This window comes from Olivibacter sp. SA151 (assembly GCF_054130995.1).
In genome coordinates this window covers 5,192,782-5,210,522 of the sequence record NZ_CP096391.1, presented here as the reverse complement: position 1 = coordinate 5,210,522, position 17,741 = coordinate 5,192,782, and the positions used below count along the sequence as shown (strand labels likewise).

The window sequence follows — 17,741 nt, the reverse complement described above, 5'->3', positions numbered from 1 at the left end:
TTTATTACATGTTCTTTGATCGGTCTTTCTCTCGCGAACTTCAGGCCGTTTTAACAGGTAGAGTAAAACATCTAGAAGAATCCCAACGGCTGAAATCAAATTATTTTTTGTTGGTACGGAATACACATCGAATAGAGAAGGGGCTTTTGATGCGCCCAAGAAAGAATGTATTTGGTAAAGAATATTTACGCGAAACGGTCGACAATTTCGAAGGTGTGTGGAGGACTGCTAATGCCCATGGCGATAATCCTCAAATGAAATGGTTCTATGATGTGTTAGTCGAATATTTTCAAGTTGTTGACGGGAATGACGAGTTCGTACGTAAAGAAAAAGCAAGGTTCAACCATATTATCAACGGGCATGCCGAGTCTACGACGTCCTGTCAATCAACGATTCCGTCTATCCCTTATTTTAGAACAAAAGACAGTGAATCTGCAATTACTTATGATGAATTTTATCGTTTATGTAAGCAACGGCGATCTGTTCGGTGGTTTTTAGATAAGAAAGTGCCTAGAGAGTTAATAGATAAAGCAATTTTGGCGGCAAATCAATCACCTAGTGCCTGTAATCGCCAGCCTTATGAATTTCGCGTTTTTGACGACCCCCTTTTAGTTCGCCAGGTGGTGCAGATTCCAATGGGAACAAAAGGATACGGTCATTCTATACCTGTTTTAATAGTCATGGTCGGAAATCTAGATGCTTACTTTGATGAACGAGATAGACATATTATATATATAGATGCCTCCCTAGCTTCCATGTCTTTCATGTTGGCACTAGAAACTATGGGATTGAGCAGTTGTTCCATTAACTGGCCCGATATAGAGGATAAAGAAAAAAAGATGGAGAACTTCTTGAAGCTTGAGAAATTCCAACGACCGATCATGTGTATGGGGGTTGGCTATCCTGATCCTCAAGGATTAGTTGCATATTCAGAGAAGAGGCCATTATCTCAAATTAGAAAATTTAATTAATATATCGTTTAGCTAAATAATATGAGTCAGTTGATCATTGAATTAAGAGGAGTAGAATTTCATAACAAAGGCGCAGAACTTATGTTGCACGCAATTTTGGATAAAGTTCGACAAACCGCTCCTGATACGATATTTGTGATGGAAACAAGAGAAAGTGCACCCATCCACAAGCAGCGTGAGTTAGGCATTTATACTAAAATGAACGGTAAGAAATTTGGAATTAACGCTGCTGCATGGGGTGGGGTGCTACCAAAGTCTATAAGACGCAATATGGGATTCGTACTTGAGCGCGAAATTAATACCATAATGGATGGATCTGGATTTGCCTTCGGTGATTTTTGGGGGCCAAAAAAGGCTGGAGATCGATTGGCAGATCATATTATTAAGTGGAAAAAAGAAGGGAAAAAGGTCATTTTGCTACCCCAGGCATTCGGAGCTTTCACCGATCCGAAACTCCGGAATAAAATGCAGGTAATTTTAGATCATGCCGATCTTGTCTTCGCTAGAGACAAATATTCTTATGAGTATTTGCATGGTTTGGAGGGAAAGAAGACGAATATCGGATTACGTCCGGATTTTACAAATCTAATTAAGGGTAAGTTGCCCGACTATTTTGATTTAAATAAATGCGAGGTAGCAATTATTCCCAATAATAAACTGCTTGAATCCAGCGTTTTTAGCAATAGGAGTGAGTATATAGACTTTTTAAAGGACGTTTGCACTTTAATAAAAAAGCAAGGGAAATTACCTTTCTTCTTGATTCATGAGGGAGTGAAAGACTTGCGTTTGGCAGAGGAAGTGAAAGAGATGTTATCTTTTGATGTTCCAATTTTGAAAGAAGACAATCCCTTGTATGTTAAGGGAATTATAGGAAAGGTTCACGCGGTCATTACCTCACGTTTTCATGGTCTGGTTAGTGCTTTAGCCCAAGCTGTGCCGTGCCTTTGTGTAGGCTGGAGCCATAAGTATTTAGCCTTAATGGAGGATTATGATTATAGTGAGGGTTTACTGCAGGACGACGAGTTAAAAAACTCTGCCATGCTTGAACGCAAAATTAATATGATTTTAGCTGAAATATCGGCATCTGATATCCGTCGAAAACTGGAAAAAAATGGAGAACAACAAAAGGTGTTGGCTGGTGAGATGTGGGACTTGGTGTTTAAAACAATTAATTGACACATGAATTGTACAGAGCCGTTCGTTTCAATAATTATTCCTACTTACAAAGACTGGCAAAGACTTTCTCTATGTTTGGAAGCGCTATCAAAACAGACATTTCCAGCTGAAAACTTTGAAGTCATTGTAGTAAATAATGATCCTGATGATGTGGTGCCTACCTTTATTTCCCTTCCGGAAACTTGGCAAATCGTCAGTGAAAGAAAATCGGGATCTTATGCTGCTAGAAACCGAGGACTACTTTTGGCCAAAGGAGAAATTTTAGGCTTTACGGACTCCGACTGTTTACCTGATAAAGATTGGATATATAATGCTGTTAGTATTTTTGAAGAGCGAAAGTGCGACCGCATTGCCGGAGATATTCAGATTTTTTATGAGGATGATAAGCGGCCAACTAATGCAGAGCTTTATGAAAAGGTTTTTGCTTTTAAGCAAGCAGAAACGGTTAATTCTATTGGCGCATGTGTTACTGGTAATATGTTTAGCAAGCGATATGTTTTCGACAAAGCCGGTCCATTTAATGAGGCACTATTTTCGGGGGGGGATTATGAATGGGCAAAGCGTGCTTCTGAAAGCGGGTTTAATATCGAGTATAGCGAGGGTGTGAAGATCTTCCATCCAGCTCGTAAAACTATGCAGGAATTGGCCAAAAAGGCTAAGCGCGTGGGAGGAGGAACTGCGCATATGCTAAATGGCAATAAGATGGCTGCTATAAAAGATTACTTGAAAACTTTTGAGCCGGCTTCTTACACGTTCCATATGCTTAGATGCTACGGAAAAGAGCTTTCTATTTATCAAAAAGCAAAGGTGTTGCTTCTACGTCTTTACATTAGACACACCATGAATCTTGAGAAGCTGAAAGTAGTATTCGGAAAACCGGCTAACCGGGCATAGCATCTCTATGGTACAAGAAAGCTGGATAGCTTTCTCTACAATTAGCTATCCAGCCCATTGAGCGGGGCTTTACTTCAATAAATCGCTCATCATATTTTCGATTTTCATGTCCAAAGCCTGATTAACAGTATTAAAATCTTCAATAGTATTTATTGGCAGCTTTGCGCTGCAATAAAATTTGATTTTTGGTTCGGTACCTGAGGGGCGTGCAGATAATACGCTTCCATCGTCCAAAATAAATTGTAATACATCGGAGGCTGGTAATGCGATAGGAGTCTGTTCATTTGTTTTAATGTTGGTGGCAAGCCGATTTTCGTAATCTTGCAGCAATGCAACCGTATTTCCTCCTAATGATTTCGGGGGGTCGTTTCTTAATCGTTGCATCATCGATTTAATTTCCTCTGCCCCACGTTGGCCTTTCTTTGTTAATGATACCAATTTTTCTTTATAAAAGCCGTGTTTTACGTACAAAGAAACCAGCGCCTCAAACAAAGTCTTGCCCATGCTTTTGTAGTAAGCAGTCATCTCTGCTATGAAAGCACAAGATACAACAGCGTCTTTGTCTCTTACCAGGTCACCTATCAAAAAGCCATAGCTCTCTTCTCCACCAACAAGGAATGTTTCCTTGGGCAAAAGGTTCGTCATTAACTCGCCAATATATTTGAACCCTGTTAAAACCTCATAGCAGTTAACGTTGTAGTTACGAGAGATATCACTGATGAGATTGGTAGTTACTATTGTTTTACACGTGTAATCATTGCTTTTAAGCAGCCCAAGGCTTTGCTTTGAGCTTAACACATAATCTACCAAAAGCGCGCCTATCTGGTTACCATTTAATAAAGTGAATTTTCCCTCTAAATCTTTTACGGCAACTCCAACCCGATCAGCGTCGGGATCAGTAGCTAAAAGCAAATCAGCATCTAATTTTGACGCTTCTTTTAAGCCAATAGCCATAGCCTCTTCTTCTTCTGGATTGGGGTATACAACCGTCGGAAAATTTCCATCGGGTATCGCTTGCGCTTCAACAATATGAACATTTTCGAAGCCCCATTTGGCTAGTACTTTAGGAACAATTGTAATTCCGGTCCCATGAATAGAAGAAAATACAATTTTAAGATCTTTTTCCTGTTTAACGGTTTCGGAGCGCAAAGACAGATTTGCTAATTTATCAATATAGCGTGTGTCTATTTCCTCATCTATCAAATGGATCAATTCCGGTTTTTTAGAAAATAGTACTTGATCAATGGTTAAAGAATTAACTTCCGTAATGACATTTTTATCGTGCGGTGATACTAGTTGTCCTCCATCATACCAGTAGGCTTTATAACCGTTGTACTCCTTCGGATTATGAGATGCGGTAATCATTACACCGCTTTGACAGTTAAGTTCACGAATAGCAAAAGATAACTCTGGCGTAGGACGAAGGGAACTGAATAGATAAACGATTATGTCGTTCGCAGAAAATACGTCGGCTACAGTTTGAGCAAGCGTAGCGGACATATTTCGACTATCATAACTTACTGCTACTTTAATAGATTGTCCAGGATATGTCTTTTTTAAATAATTGGATAAACCTTGCGTAGCCTTGCCAACTGTATATATGTTTATTCTGTTGGTGCCAGGGCCGATGATGCCCCGTAGACCTCCGGTTCCAAAAGAAAGATCTTTATAAAACGAATCATTCAATTCGTCCCATTCCTCGTGGTTTAATAAGTTCTGAATTGATGTTTTTGTTTCTTGATTGTAGTTACCGGTTAACCACTCTTCGACTTTCTGTTTAATGGAGGGATCTAAGCTGCTAATTGCCATAAGTAAATGTCTTTTTAAGTAACTTTACATGAATAATAATTGATCTGCAAAATAGTTAATTGTCGTCAAAAAAAACAGCAGTGAGCTCTTATTTTTTTGCTTATTTATTGCTCTTCGGATCTTGTTTCACTTGGTTGACTAGTAGCCGATTATACTCTTCTAAGATCTTAATATATTTATCCTTCCAATAATTACTGCTACCTTCGGTAGCGGCCGGTTTTTCATCGGTTGAATTTTTCTCAGGGGATATTACCTTTTGAAATTCGTCTTCTGTAAACAATTCCGGAAATTCTTCTGAGAAGTCGTGTTTCAAAGCACAGCCTATTCGAAAAATTATTTCCGGTTTTAAACTTTTTTGGTTGAACCAATTGTAGATAGATCTCCTATTTACATTAGTTAGACGTGCTAACTCACTTATGCTATAACCATTACGTCTGATAATTCTTTCTATAATATGGCCATAGTGTTTCTCCATTGTGATTTGCATTAGGTTAGATTTGCTTGTGTTTTCTAATATTTTATATTATTTTTTATATTATCCTTGATAAGAATCATTAAGCAAGTATTAGGTTTTGTTGCGAAACATCTACCTTCGCAATTAACGCGCAGTTAAACTGTTCCAGAACCATAACTACTGACTTGCCTTTAACCATTATAACTTCCCCTTGCCAATCGGATAGAACGCCAGTCTTTACTTTAATACGGTGGCCCAAGCCAATTTGATCAAAAGAAATGGATTCCAATTCAGGATAATCCTCTCTAAGTAAAGTTTTAATTCGATTAATTTCTGCTTCTGTAATAATTGCCGGTTTTCCGCAGTGATATACTACTCCAACAACTCCGGCCGCCTGTTCGACTTGATATTGTTCTGAATGGTTGACTTCAGCAAAGACATAGGAAGAAAACAAAGGGATTTCGACGATCTTCTTTCTATCGGCCCATTGTCTCTTTGTCTTTATTAATGGGCAAAATGACTCTATTCCTTGTTGAACAAGAAATTGATTAACCTTTTTTTCCCATTTAGGACGGGTATAGATGGCTATCCATTGTTTTTGATTTTTCATCTTAAAATTGAACTATTATCATACTGTCTTGCTTTGAAATCGGACGTTCCATCGCCTGAAAACAAGCGATTTCAGCTCAAATTTAGCCCGTTATATGCTTCTTTTAATCCGTTTTTATTGTTTTGTAGCCTATTTTATGGTTAATGTGTGTACTTTGGCCTAAATGTGTGCGAGATGTCACGGCGTGTTGTGAAGGTGTGATTGAATTCTCTTTTTTTGGCGAATTTGAAGCGTAAATCCGTGATTATATGTGAAGTTATATACGTTTTTTCTACGAAATCGAAAAGGAGTCCATTTTTTTGAAAAAGCAGCGCTATACTTGCCTAATATAGAGGTCTACTCATTCTCCGTAAAGGAGTAATATAATTCTGAAAGCTATGTACGAGGTTCGTCGGTTAAAACGGTCTGATGGAAATTTGGTTAAGGTGATATGTGAATCTTTGAAAACCGCTTATGATCCCACTGTATCACGCTTCTTCGTCCATCAAGATCAAGGATATTTCAAATTCTTTCAATCGGTTCTAGACCACCCGTCATACGCAACGTATTATATTTATAATCGTTCCACAGCCGAACTTGGTGGCTTTGCTTGTTTTCAATTCTTAGATGGAATTATTTTTCTTAAACATATTGTGGTTGATAATCGCATTCGCGGCAGCAAAATAGGGACGACATTATTAACGCGAGCGATGGAAGATATAAAAAGCGGATTGCCAACCGGTGATCATCTGTTTCAACTTCATGTTTTTGAAAAAAATAGTCGAGCATTGAGCTGGTACCTGAGCATAGGTATGGAACCGGTAGATTGTACATACTGGTACGATTTAAAATCTACAATAGAAAGTGAAAACACTGTTGATGATATCGATTGGTCATCTTTCTACACTAAATTTGACGAATTTGGATTTGCACAACTTCATTACGGGCGTATATATATAGGCACTGTACTAGCTAATAGAACCCTAATTGTGAAGAATAAAGATTTACTGCAAAACTTGAATCTCCTGCGTAGCGCAATGATTAAAAGAAATATTACGTCCGTGGGCTATATCAGTCAGCATAAATTGCAATTTGAGGTGGTTGATAAAGCACTATTGATGAGTAAGCCAGTCAATGAACTTGCACTTTTTTAACAATCGTTTGTATTGAATTCTCGGTCGCTGTGCTATTCCGTGGCATTTTGTGAAACAGTCTACATTATTTCGTTTATCTGCGCTATTTGTTACCATAATGCCCTTAGAGCGCGGTTTTTACTGATGATTTGATAATCTTTGCATCGAAACAAAACGATAAAGTTTGTTAATGAATTCTTTATCGGAAAGTAACTACTGTAAGTGGAATGGCGGAGCTCTACTCTGATTTGATGATTGATGAGCCACGTTGTTATAATTGATAGTTTATTTTGAAATAGAAGTTTAAAATTATTCTCGATGATTAGTGTAATAATACCTTGTTATAATTGTGAACGTTTTCTTGAGCGAGCAATCGAAAGCGTGATGCGCCAAGGATATAGTGATTGGGAAATGATTTTAGTTAATAACAATTCAGTAGATAACACACAGGACGTTATTGATCGATATGTAGAAAAATATACGAATAAGATAGTTTCTTTATTTGAAGAGCGAAAAGGCGCATGCTATGCTAGAAATACCGGACTAAGAGAAGCGAAAGGTACCTGGGTTCAGTTCTTGGATGCCGATGATGAACTACTTGGCGGGAAATGGGAACGCCAAATTCAATTAGCAAGCGCTGGTATAAACGTCGTAATCGGCGCTTTTACGAGAGTATATGTGGCTCTGGACAAAGAGGAAGATTTTTTTACGCCAACAGGTACCAATATATGGAAAGCTATCCTTCGGTCAAACGCTGGTATTACAAGTGCCAACTTGTATAAGAGGCAGGCTTTAATCGAAGTCGATGGATGGGATGTAAACTTAACATCATCTCAGGAATATGACCTTTTATTCCGTCTACTTAAGTCGGGGGCAGGAATAGTTTATGATACGAAATTGGGAGCCCGCATTTACGAAGAGTCCGGTTCTGTTTCACGTCCACGCACTAAAGACGGAATGGAGCGCATTATCGCTAATTACGTGAATCTACGTGTTAAAATAGCCTCATATCTTCATGAAAAAAACTTATGGGATGAAGAATTAAAGAATGTATATGCCGCCAGCCTCTATGAAATGATGATCAACCAAAAGGGTGCTAATATTCAACGTGTCCATGCTGTTATGCATCAATTAGGATTGAAAACTTCAGGTAGCCCTCAGTTATTTCAACGCGCGAAGTATTATGTAAAAAAGCTGGTTCGTAAGCAATGATTCACATTAAAATCAGGAAAAGAATTCCCATTTGAAATTCAATATTATGATTCAAGTTACCAAACCTTTCTTGCCTCCAATTGACGAATATTTGGCTTATGTCAAAGACATATGGGACAGACAGTGGCTAACAAATAATGGCCCTTTAGTCAATCATTTAGAGTTGAGGCTTAAGGAACATTTAGATGTTAAGCACATGGTGTTTGTCAACAACGGGACAACCGCACTGCAAATTGCAATAAAGGCTTTAGCCCTTGCCGGTGAGGTGATAACAACTCCATTTTCATTCGTGGCTACAACAAGTTCTTTGGTTTGGGAAGGATGTAAGCCCATATTCGTAGATATAGACCCGGAAACGTTTAATATCGATCCAAATAAAATCGAAGCGGCGATATCTGAGAAAACGACTGGCATCTTGGCTACGCACGTTTATGGAAATCCTTGTGCAATTGATCAAATACAGGCCATTGCCGATAAGCATAACCTTAAAGTAATCTATGACGCAGCACATTGTTTCGGAACGCTGTATAAAGGAAAATCAGTGTTTAATTATGGAGATGTGAGTACTTTAAGTCTTCATGCAACGAAAATTTTTCATACCATTGAGGGCGGGGCTATTTTTGCGTCGACTGCTGAACTGTTAAAGAAAATTGCTTATATGAGAAATTTCGGCTTTAGCAACATTGATCAAATCAGTGATTTAGGGATTAACGGCAAAAACTCAGAGTTTCACGCAGCCATGGGGTTAGCCAATTTGCCGTACTTAGATTCTGTGACTCAATATCGAAAGGATTTATATGGCTACTACGATGAGCGGTTATCCAATTTAGAAGTTCAACGACTTAAATTAAATCCGAAGGCGACATTTAATTATGCTTATTATCCAATCGTATTCGCAACAGAGAAAGCATTGTTGGAGAGTGTTGAAGAGCTTAACAAAAATCGGATTTATCCTAGGCGATATTTTTATCCCTCGTTGGATACGCTCAAATATGTAGATACATCTGCATGTCCGATCGCACGTGACATGTCTAAGAGAGTGTTATGTCTACCGCTTTATAACAGCTTGTCGTTTGAAGAAGTTGATTTTGTCTGCCGCATACTTCTGCGTGTTCAGAATAATTAGGGTAAATATTCCATTAATACTAAAACAAATTAGGTAATTGCCAAAAGCAGTACCTCAGTCATGCTCACTTTACAGTTGTTATGAATTTACATCTAATCGACGATGAAAAATTTTTCGACCCATTTGTCGAAAAACTTGAAGCTTTGGATTTGCTTGACAACAACATTTTCATAGTTAAAGAATGCGGACCTCTTAAATTCATTAAACGTACCGACCTTATTCACGGTAGAATGTGTGATAAAAATCTTATAGGAGATACGCGAAAATATGGAAAAGTATTTATTCATTGCTTCACTGCTGAAATGTACGACTGGGTATTGGAACATTCATTTAAAGAGCTTAATTGGATGATTTGGGGAAAAGAGCTTTACAGTTCTGATTTAGTAGACTATCCACTTTACGAGCCTCTTACGAAGGATATTGTCAGGACTGCAAATGGTCAACGATTTTCTCTGAATTTGGGATACTGGCGCCCTAAAAATGTTCTTAGAAGAGCTAATCTGCCTAGGATTTTTAGCAAGTTTGATAATATACTTACCTGGATTGAACCCGAATACGAATACGCTATTCGTAACATTAAAGGATTGCGTGCTAAGCATCAACAGTTCGCTTATATGTTTGAAACGGATGCCAACATTTTGAGAGCGCGTTTCCGTAACGTGCGACCTTATAGAAAAAACATCTCAGAACTCCGGTGCATTCTTGGTAATTCAGGCGTAGCTTCAAATAATCATCTTGATGCAATTCAAAAAACCATGAATCTGCCGTTAAAGGAAATACTTATTCCCGTGAGTTATGGGAATGAAAAATACATGGCTGCTTTAAAAGGTGAAATTCAAAAGAGGCAAAACAAAGGTAATATTAAATACCTTGATAGCTATTTAAGTTTTGCCGAATATATAGAAGTTTTTGATCAATATGATGTTTTTATAAGTAACTCCATACGCCCGGTTGGAATGGGAAATATTTGGATGGCTTTACTAATGGGCAAGCTCGTTTTTATGAATAGACGAAACCTAGTTTTCCCTTATCTAAGATCTATGGGCATCGAAATATTCGACATCGGAATGATAGAAAAGGCCGAGTCTATTTTTAGGACTATTGATTTAAAGAAAAACGCTGATTTGGCGGCAGAATTTCTTTCTAGCAGACGCATCAATAAAATGTATCTACAACTGTTCAGTAAAGAGGTCGCAATACAGCACGAGACTGTTTAACATATTCTACCTATAAAAATGAAATCTTATATGAAAACGAAAACAAATAAGTTACAAAAGCTAAAATTATTTGCCTTTTTAATTACTTTTCTTGTTGCATCATGTTCGAGCTCTAAAAAGCTCAAGTACTTCCAAGATTTACCACAGGTGAAAACAGGAACAGAGTTTAATATGACAAAATTCGAAGAAGTGAAAATCCAGTCAGATGACGTGCTGAATATTCGAATTAATACTGTTGATCTTGAGGCATCGGAGGCGATCAATAATGGAAATAACGTAACTCCCGGTATTGCTCGTAATATTAGTACAAGTGGTACCAACCAGATGATTACCGGTTACATGGTGGCGCATGATGGCACCGTCGATATTCCTGTTTTGGGAAATATTAAGGTTGCAGGGTTAACAATGACAGAAGCTATTGCTAAGGTGCGGGAACGAGCAGAGCAATTTTTTAAGGGTGCAACAGTAAGCATGCGTTTTGCCAATTTTAGAATGTCAGTTCTCGGCGAGGTTAAAAATCCTGGCATGTTTGTCATTCCTAATCAAAGAACCTCCGTTTTAGATGCGGTTGCGTTTGCAGGGGACCTAACTATGTTTGGGAAAAGGAATAATGTGATGTTGATACGTAGAGATGAGCAAGGAAAGGCTGTAGCGGTTAAAATGGATTTAACTTCGAAGGAAATTTTTGAATCTCCTTATTTCTATTTAAAACAAAACGATGTGGTTTATGTAGAACCGGCAAAATCAAAGCTTTTGAATGCTGATACAGCATCGACTAGATATATAAGCGTTCTTATTTCTTTGATTTCACTCGGTATAGCGATTTGGCGCTAGCTCGTGAACTAATAATGTGGTTATAAAAATTAAAACCCTATGCAACATGGAAAAAGATAAAGGTCTAAAATCATTCATTTTACGTACGTTGGGCTATTGGAAAGTCTTCCTTTTAAGTATTGTTGTATTTGTAGGACTTGCTTTTCTTTACCTGAAATACACGACACCACAATATTTGGTGTCTAGTGTTCTGATGTTGAAAGACCAAAAAAATATGGCAGAAAGCAAAGCGGTTACGACATTTGCGAATGACAATGGACTTTCGGCGTTGCTGAAACCGAGCGAAAATGTACTAAATGAATTAGATGTGCTTAGTTCGAGAAAGCTCGCTGGAGAAGTAGTGAAAGAGTTAAAACTTAATATAAAGATTGGCGAAAAGGATGGCCCCAAATTTATAGAACTGTATGATCGTGCGCCTTTTGATGCGTCACTTGCCAACTTTAAAACGGACTCCATTAGGGAGCGTAATTTCGAAATTGAGTTTCTAACCGACGGTAAGGTCCGTATCACAAATGAAGACGAGCAAATGGAGAAAGTTGGGGACTTAAGTAAGCCCATACAAACTTCACAATACGATTTAACGTTACAACCAATTGCTCAGAAATTACCAATAGGGCGAAAGTTCTTAATAAATGTGGTGTCTGAGAACGCAGCGATCAACACACTATTGTCAAGCTATACTGTCGAGTTGAGCGATAAACAAGCTACAACAGTTAACTTACAACTGTATTATCCCCATCCCAAGCGTGGTGAGCAGATACTTCAAAGCTTAATGGAACGATATTTAATTGACAATCGCGATGAGAAAATACGAATTGCTGATAGTTTGCTAGTCTTTATCGATGACCGTTTAGCATTAGTAGCTTCCGAACTTAACGATGTAGAAGCTCAATTGGAAACTTTTAGAAGCAGCAATCGGATAACCGATCTGTCGGAACAGTCAAGAATGTTAATTGGTAATGCAAATGATTATTATAATCGACTGAAGGAACAGGAAGCACAGTTGAAAGTAATGGGAGAGCTTGAAACTTATGTGAAGAACCCCCAAAATCAACGGATCCCAAGCTCTACTGTTATTCAGAATTCATCATTCGCGGCTTCTTTGAATCAATATAACGCTTTAATTCAAGATTATGAGAAGAAGAAGCTATCGTATACCGATTCAAATCCGGTGTTGCAAAATTTAAAAAGTCAGATTGCATCTGAGCGAAGTAATTTACTTCAAAATATAAGCTCTTATAGAAAAGAACTTCAGTTGACCAGTGCTGAGCTGGGCAGACAAAATAGCGGATACAATAGTCAAATTAGCAAAGTGCCGGCACGCGAACGCACTTTTGTGAATTTCAGCAGGCAACAGGAGCTAAAGCAACAACTGTATGTTTATCTGTTACAGAAAAGAGAAGAGGCTACTATTGCGAAATCGTCTAACGCTCAATCAGCGAAAATAGTGGATGAAGCGAAGAGTACAAACGGACCTGTTAAGCCTGTGCCCAGCATAATTTATATAATGGCGAGCTTGTTAGGTTTAATTGTACCATTTGGATTTATAAATGGAAAGGAGCTTATACGTACTAAGCTGAATTCTGAGTCTGATATTGAACGATATACGGACATTGAGATTATTGGCAAAATAGCCCACAATGCTTCTCCTCAAACACTCGCAATAGGGAAGGGAATGCCAAATACGGTGTTGTCTGAAGGATTCCGTAGTTTAAGAACTAATCTTTATTACGCCCTACAATCGAAATCCGCTAAAACGCTGATGGTTACCTCAAGTATCAATGGCGAAGGAAAAACCTTTATGTCATTAAACCTTGGTAATGCTTTATCGTTAACCGGGAAGAAAGTAGTGTTTGTTGAGCTTGATTTGAGAAAGCCTAAATTAGCTCAAATGATGGGGATTATGGAACCTTCATTAGGCTTTACGGATGTAGTTTTAGGAAGAAATACACTGAAAGACGTAATTATTCCGGGGCAACCACATAGCAATTGCTATTTACTATCGGCAGGTACGCGTACTGAGAATCCGTCCGAGATTCTTTTGGAAAGTAAAGTGGAGGAGGTTTTCAATGAATTACGAGAACACTTTGATTATGTGATCGTTGATTCGCCACCGGTGGGCCTTGTCTCCGACGCGATGATCATTCAACAATATGTTGAAATGACCGTATACGTATGTCGTCATAATTACACCAAGAAAGAGCAAATCGAGTTCATAAACGAACTAAAAAGAAAAAATAAACTTGGTGACATGTATTTGGTAGTGAATGATGTAGATATGCGTTATTCTGGATACCAAACCTATGGTTATGGTTATGGTTATGAACATGAAGAGTCATCGAGCAGGTCCATTTGGAAGCGAACATTCAAGAAATAAGTGGTAAAACGGAAAGTTATGTTTATAGCGGATTATCAATTGGAGAGGACTTCAGATGTTACTGCATTTTTTAATCGTTACGTCAACTTCATGATGCTGTTCTTTCCAATTACATCGTTTTTGGTAGTCCCTTCTATACAAGGAACTACTATTACGACTGTTTTGGCTGCGTTATTATTTGGATTACTATTCATATTGCCGGAGAATACTCGTAGGAACCTTTTTTTTAGAGACTTTTTTGTTTTCGGGTTGATTTTTTTGTTTTTCAGCTTGGTATCACAATCTCTAAATCTCGCCGTTGATCTGAAACTAAGCGATAAACTGCTGTTGGTATCGAGTGGTAATTTACTACAGTCGTTTTTTCGTTCAACTCATATAACACAGGCAATGTATCTTGCCATGTCCTTTTTGGTTTACCTATTTGTAAGGTATTATTCGAATAAATCAGTAATCAAGTATATTTATTATGGGCTGAGGTTGCTTTGCGCATACGGCTTGTACGAGATTCTATACTATCAACTTACCGGAAGTACCGGTGACTTCTTAACTAACAGAACCTTTTCAAGTGAAGAGGGAACAGGCTCGTTATCGCAGATGATGAATGTTGCCGGGTTCAATGTCCTTCGCATGAAAAGTTTAACAGGGGAACCATCCATGTTTGCGTTCACTGTCTTTCCATTCTGGGCATTAACATATGTAACGAAAAGCAAATTCGACAATCTACTTTTACTTGGTTGTTTATTTTTGACTTTTTCCACGACAGCATACGGTGCAATTGTTTTTTTTCAACTAGGATGGTTTATTTACAAAAAGAAATATCAAAAGCTATTCTATCTTTTAGGTATTGCCTTAATCTTTCTGTTTGCCCTTCAAATAGACCCTGTTCGTGAGAAAGTCGAAGGAGTATATGAAACGGTATTTGCAAGTAAGTTAAGTGGTAATAGTGGATCGAAACAAAGTCGTTCTGGCTGGATCATGCGCCATTATGATTATTGGGTCGACGTTGACGCGGGGCACCAGTTGTTCGGAATCGGATTTGGCTATATCCGATCTACAGACTTTTTGACTACTTTATTAGTGAATTGCGGTGTGATCGGTTTAATCACATTTAGTATCTTCTTTTTTGGAAACTTATTTAAGCGGCGTACCATGGATAGGGATACGCACACGTGTTACTTTTTGGGTTTAGTAGGTCTTTTCCTGATTTTAATGCTTACCGTGCCGGAATTCGGCTATCCATCTATGTGGATCTACTTAGCCCTTTGGCATGTACTTGCAAATATAAATAATGAAAGAACAGATGATCAGTTTTCTCAAAGCCTGTCTTCTTAACGTTTCTGCCATTTTTTTTGTTTATTATCCATTGTACGCACAAGCTGATCGGGCGTTCGCTTGGGGAGTAAATGGACACCCACTCACACAACAGGCATATAAATACAGAACGCTGAATGATCAGATTCAATTGTTAAAGGACCTTGGCGTTGGCTATTATCGAATTGACGTCCCAATAAATGCGGAAGGAAAAGCGAGAAATGAGCCTTACTTTTTAGAGCTTCTTGAAAAGCTAAAAGCTGCGGGAGTAAAACCGATGCCGGCTCTTTTTCCCAGCGGTATTGGAGGTGCCGAGAGCGATTCCATCTCTATTTATAACAAATATTTCTCTGTGGGGGAGAAATTTATAAATCGATATGGAGGTCATTTAGACGTCTTAGAGGTAGGGAATGAGTGGGATCTAAAGCTGATGAAAAAGAATGCAAGAAACGATGGGAGAAAGGCGTCCCATTATCAAACCCATCTGATAGGAAAGCAAATGTGGATGCTGGCAGGAATTATAGATGGCATGAAAAAAAGGAAGTCAACGTTGCGAGTAAGTATGTCGCTTACTTGGGTTCATTGGTACTATCTGGATATTCTAAAACAGTATGCTATCAATTACGATATTATCGGGTACCATTGGTATTCAAATATGGGGAATATAACAAAGGCGGTTGGTCCTTATGGTAATTTCCTGCCGAAGATCGCGGAGCGCTATAACAAAGAAATTTGGATAACTGAATTTAATACTTATCGAGGAAACAAGAATGCCTCATTTTATAAGCAGGACACCTATATTAAAAGCAGCCTAACCGATATTATCAATCAAAGATTAGTGAAGGGCTTTTTTATATATGAGCTGTTTGACCAACCGGATTTAAAAGCATATCCAGATGAGATGAGTTATGGATTGGTTTACTTTGACACTGACTCCTATAAGAAGAAGCCGATTTATTACACATTTAAGGAATTTATTAAAATGCATAAATAACATCGATACTGTTACATATTGAGCATGAAGAAAAAAATATATGTGAATGGCAAGTTTTTGGCCCATCGGGTAACGGGCGTTCATCGCTATGCAATTGAGATTGTAAAAAAACTGATCGAATTTGATGAAGACGTTGAAATACTAGTGCCTCCTTATATGGAATTCGCGTCGAATCCCTTTCCTGCAGAGTTGATTCGAGAAGTGAGAGGCTATAGATCTCGACTTTTATGGGAACATTTTAGCCTCCCGAAGTATCTCAAGAAACAAAAAAACTACGTTTTACTTAGCCTTTGTAACATCGGGACATTATATGATAAAAATCAAATCTTGTGTATTCATGATATGTCATATGCCGTTAATCCCTCTTGGTTTACTAAATCCTTCGCTACATATTACAAAATTATGATTCCAAGATTGGCAAAGCGAGCAAAGCGTTTAATTACGGTAAGCGAGTTTTCAAAAAGGCAGATAACGGAGCAGCTGGAGGTATGTGACAAGGAAGTTTCCGTTGTGTATAACGCACCGGCTGATAAGTTCAATGTTAGTTCGCCAAGCCAAGTCAACTACGTTAAAGACGATTTTTTCTTGTTCGTCGGCTCGCTGGACCCCAGAAAGAATATTAATTTAATAATTGATTTTTTCTCAAAAGCAGAAAACGCTGATCAAAAATTAGTAATCGTTGGAGCAAAAATTAAAAGTTTTAATGAAGTAAGCTTTCGTATACCACCTAATGTAACTGTATTGGATAAATGTGATGACAATGAATTGGCCGAATTGTATCGTCGCGCGAAAGCAATGATAAATCCTTCTTTTTATGAAGGCTTCGGGATTCCAGTGGTGGAAGCTATGGCAAGTGGGTGTCCGATCATTCTTTCGAATCTGGATGTTTATAAGGAAATCGCGGAAGAAGGCGCGATTTATTTCGATCCCTATTCGATCGATAGCCTTGGAGGTGCGCTTAAACAGTTTTTTGATACAGACGAAAGTAAAATTCGCGAAATTATCGATAAAAATGTGTTGAGAAGTAGAGAATTCAGTTGGGAAAAATCAAGCAAGGTATTATTAGATGTAATTTATCAAGCATGAAAACCTGGTTAGCGAGTTCTTGGCACGATCTTAAAGAACTAAAAGTTCAATATGAAATGAATCCCGTTTTGGCAATAATTGCAAATAGAGGATTTCATGCCCTTTTCATTTACCGGTTATCAAATTGGCTTTACAGGATAAAGATACCGTTGTTACCTTTGATTTTTACGCGAATAATCCAAATACTCTACGCTATTGATATCGACTATAAGGCTAGTCTCGAAGGAGGAGTCATCATTATACACGGAATGGGGCTGGTTATAGGAGAGGGGGTGATTATTGCCAGCGGTACAGTTCTATATCATGGTGTAACACTCGGGCGGAAGACCCAAGGAAAGCATACGCCGAGAGGTGACGGGTTTCCAAACGTCGGGAGTAATTGCGTAATTGGAGCTGGTGCCAAGTTGCTGGGAGCGATTTCTATAGGTTCAGGAAGTATTGTTGGTGCCAATTGCGTATTAACAGAAAATTTAGAAGAGGCGTCGATTGTAAAAATTGCTAATTCTTCCTATTCGATCAAAAGTCTTCAAAAATTATCGTCAATATAATCATTAAGAG

16 protein-coding genes are annotated in these 17,741 nt (G+C 38.2%); 13 read left to right on the top strand and 3 right to left on the bottom strand.

The features are described from left to right. Positions 1–8 precede the first annotated feature (8 nt). Genes M1D52_RS21290 through M1D52_RS21280 form a run of 3 tightly spaced genes read left to right on the top strand, consistent with a single transcriptional unit; the run spans position 9 to position 3,041 of the window. Positions 9–971, top strand: coding sequence for a nitroreductase family protein (locus tag M1D52_RS21290; RefSeq protein ID WP_013665298.1), 963 nt, complete (start codon positions 9–11; stop codon positions 969–971). A 21-nt stretch (positions 972–992) separates the two neighbouring features. After that, the gene (locus tag M1D52_RS21285) at positions 993–2,147 is read left to right on the top strand and encodes a polysaccharide pyruvyl transferase family protein (protein WP_437365244.1); all 1,155 of its coding nucleotides are present in this window, start codon (positions 993–995) and stop codon (positions 2,145–2,147) included. Positions 2,148–2,150: 3 nt separating this feature from the next. Beyond that, a complete protein-coding gene (locus M1D52_RS21280; protein WP_437365242.1) occupies positions 2,151–3,041 on the top strand; it encodes a glycosyltransferase family 2 protein in 891 nt (296 codons plus the stop codon). 69 nt (positions 3,042–3,110) lie between these two features. Here M1D52_RS21280 and M1D52_RS21275 read toward each other — a convergent pair whose 3' ends face one another. The 3 genes from M1D52_RS21275 to M1D52_RS21265 form a co-directional block, all read right to left on the bottom strand. Next, entirely contained in the window at positions 3,111–4,850 is a 1,740-nt protein-coding gene (locus tag M1D52_RS21275; protein ID WP_013665301.1) for a phospho-sugar mutase, read from the bottom strand. A 100-nt stretch (positions 4,851–4,950) separates the two neighbouring features. Continuing rightward, complete coding sequence (locus M1D52_RS21270; protein WP_013665302.1) at positions 4,951–5,325, bottom strand: helix-turn-helix domain-containing protein; 375 nt, start codon at positions 5,323–5,325, stop codon at positions 4,951–4,953. A gap of 79 nt (positions 5,326–5,404) precedes the next feature. After that, positions 5,405–5,914: a UpxY family transcription antiterminator gene (locus M1D52_RS21265; protein WP_013665303.1), complete on the bottom strand. Its 510-nt coding sequence runs from the start codon at positions 5,912–5,914 to the stop codon at positions 5,405–5,407. Positions 5,915–6,291: 377 nt separating this feature from the next. Here M1D52_RS21265 and M1D52_RS21260 point away from each other — a divergent pair, with 377 nt between their 5' ends. The 10 genes from M1D52_RS21260 (at position 6,292) to M1D52_RS21215 (ending at position 17,731) form a co-directional block, all read left to right on the top strand. Continuing rightward, entirely contained in the window at positions 6,292–7,047 is a 756-nt protein-coding gene (locus tag M1D52_RS21260) for a GNAT family N-acetyltransferase (RefSeq protein ID WP_013665304.1), read from the top strand. A gap of 297 nt (positions 7,048–7,344) precedes the next feature. Further along, positions 7,345–8,238 carry a glycosyltransferase family 2 protein gene (locus M1D52_RS21255; protein WP_013665305.1) on the top strand — a complete coding sequence of 298 codons (894 nt, stop codon included), beginning with the start codon at positions 7,345–7,347 and terminating at the stop codon, positions 8,236–8,238. Positions 8,239–8,284: 46 nt separating this feature from the next. Continuing rightward, positions 8,285–9,364 carry a DegT/DnrJ/EryC1/StrS family aminotransferase gene (locus tag M1D52_RS21250; protein WP_437393475.1) on the top strand — a complete coding sequence of 360 codons (1,080 nt, stop codon included), beginning with the start codon at positions 8,285–8,287 and terminating at the stop codon, positions 9,362–9,364. Positions 9,365–9,444: 80 nt separating this feature from the next. Then, positions 9,445–10,581, top strand: coding sequence for a TDP-N-acetylfucosamine:lipid II N-acetylfucosaminyltransferase family protein (locus M1D52_RS21245; RefSeq protein ID WP_013665307.1), 1,137 nt, complete (start codon positions 9,445–9,447; stop codon positions 10,579–10,581). A gap of 30 nt (positions 10,582–10,611) precedes the next feature. After that, a complete protein-coding gene (locus M1D52_RS21240) occupies positions 10,612–11,415 on the top strand; it encodes a polysaccharide biosynthesis/export family protein (RefSeq protein WP_013665308.1) in 804 nt (267 codons plus the stop codon). 46 nt (positions 11,416–11,461) lie between these two features. Beyond that, positions 11,462–13,792 carry a GumC family protein gene (locus M1D52_RS21235; protein WP_437393474.1) on the top strand — a complete coding sequence of 777 codons (2,331 nt, stop codon included), beginning with the start codon at positions 11,462–11,464 and terminating at the stop codon, positions 13,790–13,792. 18 nt (positions 13,793–13,810) lie between these two features. Further along, on the top strand, positions 13,811–15,124 hold the full coding sequence (locus M1D52_RS21230) for a hypothetical protein (protein WP_437365231.1): 1,314 nt from the start codon (positions 13,811–13,813) through the stop codon (positions 15,122–15,124). Beyond that, on the top strand, positions 15,081–16,097 hold the full coding sequence (locus tag M1D52_RS21225) for a glycosyl hydrolase (protein ID WP_437393473.1): 1,017 nt from the start codon (positions 15,081–15,083) through the stop codon (positions 16,095–16,097). The genes M1D52_RS21230 and M1D52_RS21225 overlap by 44 nt, the downstream gene beginning before the upstream one ends. Before the next feature lie 24 nt (positions 16,098–16,121). Then, positions 16,122–17,183 (top strand): glycosyltransferase family 4 protein, encoded by a 1,062-nt coding sequence (locus M1D52_RS21220; RefSeq protein WP_013665312.1) that lies wholly within the window; start codon positions 16,122–16,124, stop codon positions 17,181–17,183. Then, positions 17,180–17,731 carry a serine O-acetyltransferase gene (locus M1D52_RS21215; RefSeq protein WP_013665313.1) on the top strand — a complete coding sequence of 184 codons (552 nt, stop codon included), beginning with the start codon at positions 17,180–17,182 and terminating at the stop codon, positions 17,729–17,731. The genes M1D52_RS21220 and M1D52_RS21215 overlap by 4 nt, the downstream gene beginning before the upstream one ends. Positions 17,732–17,741: the final 10 nt, after the last annotated feature.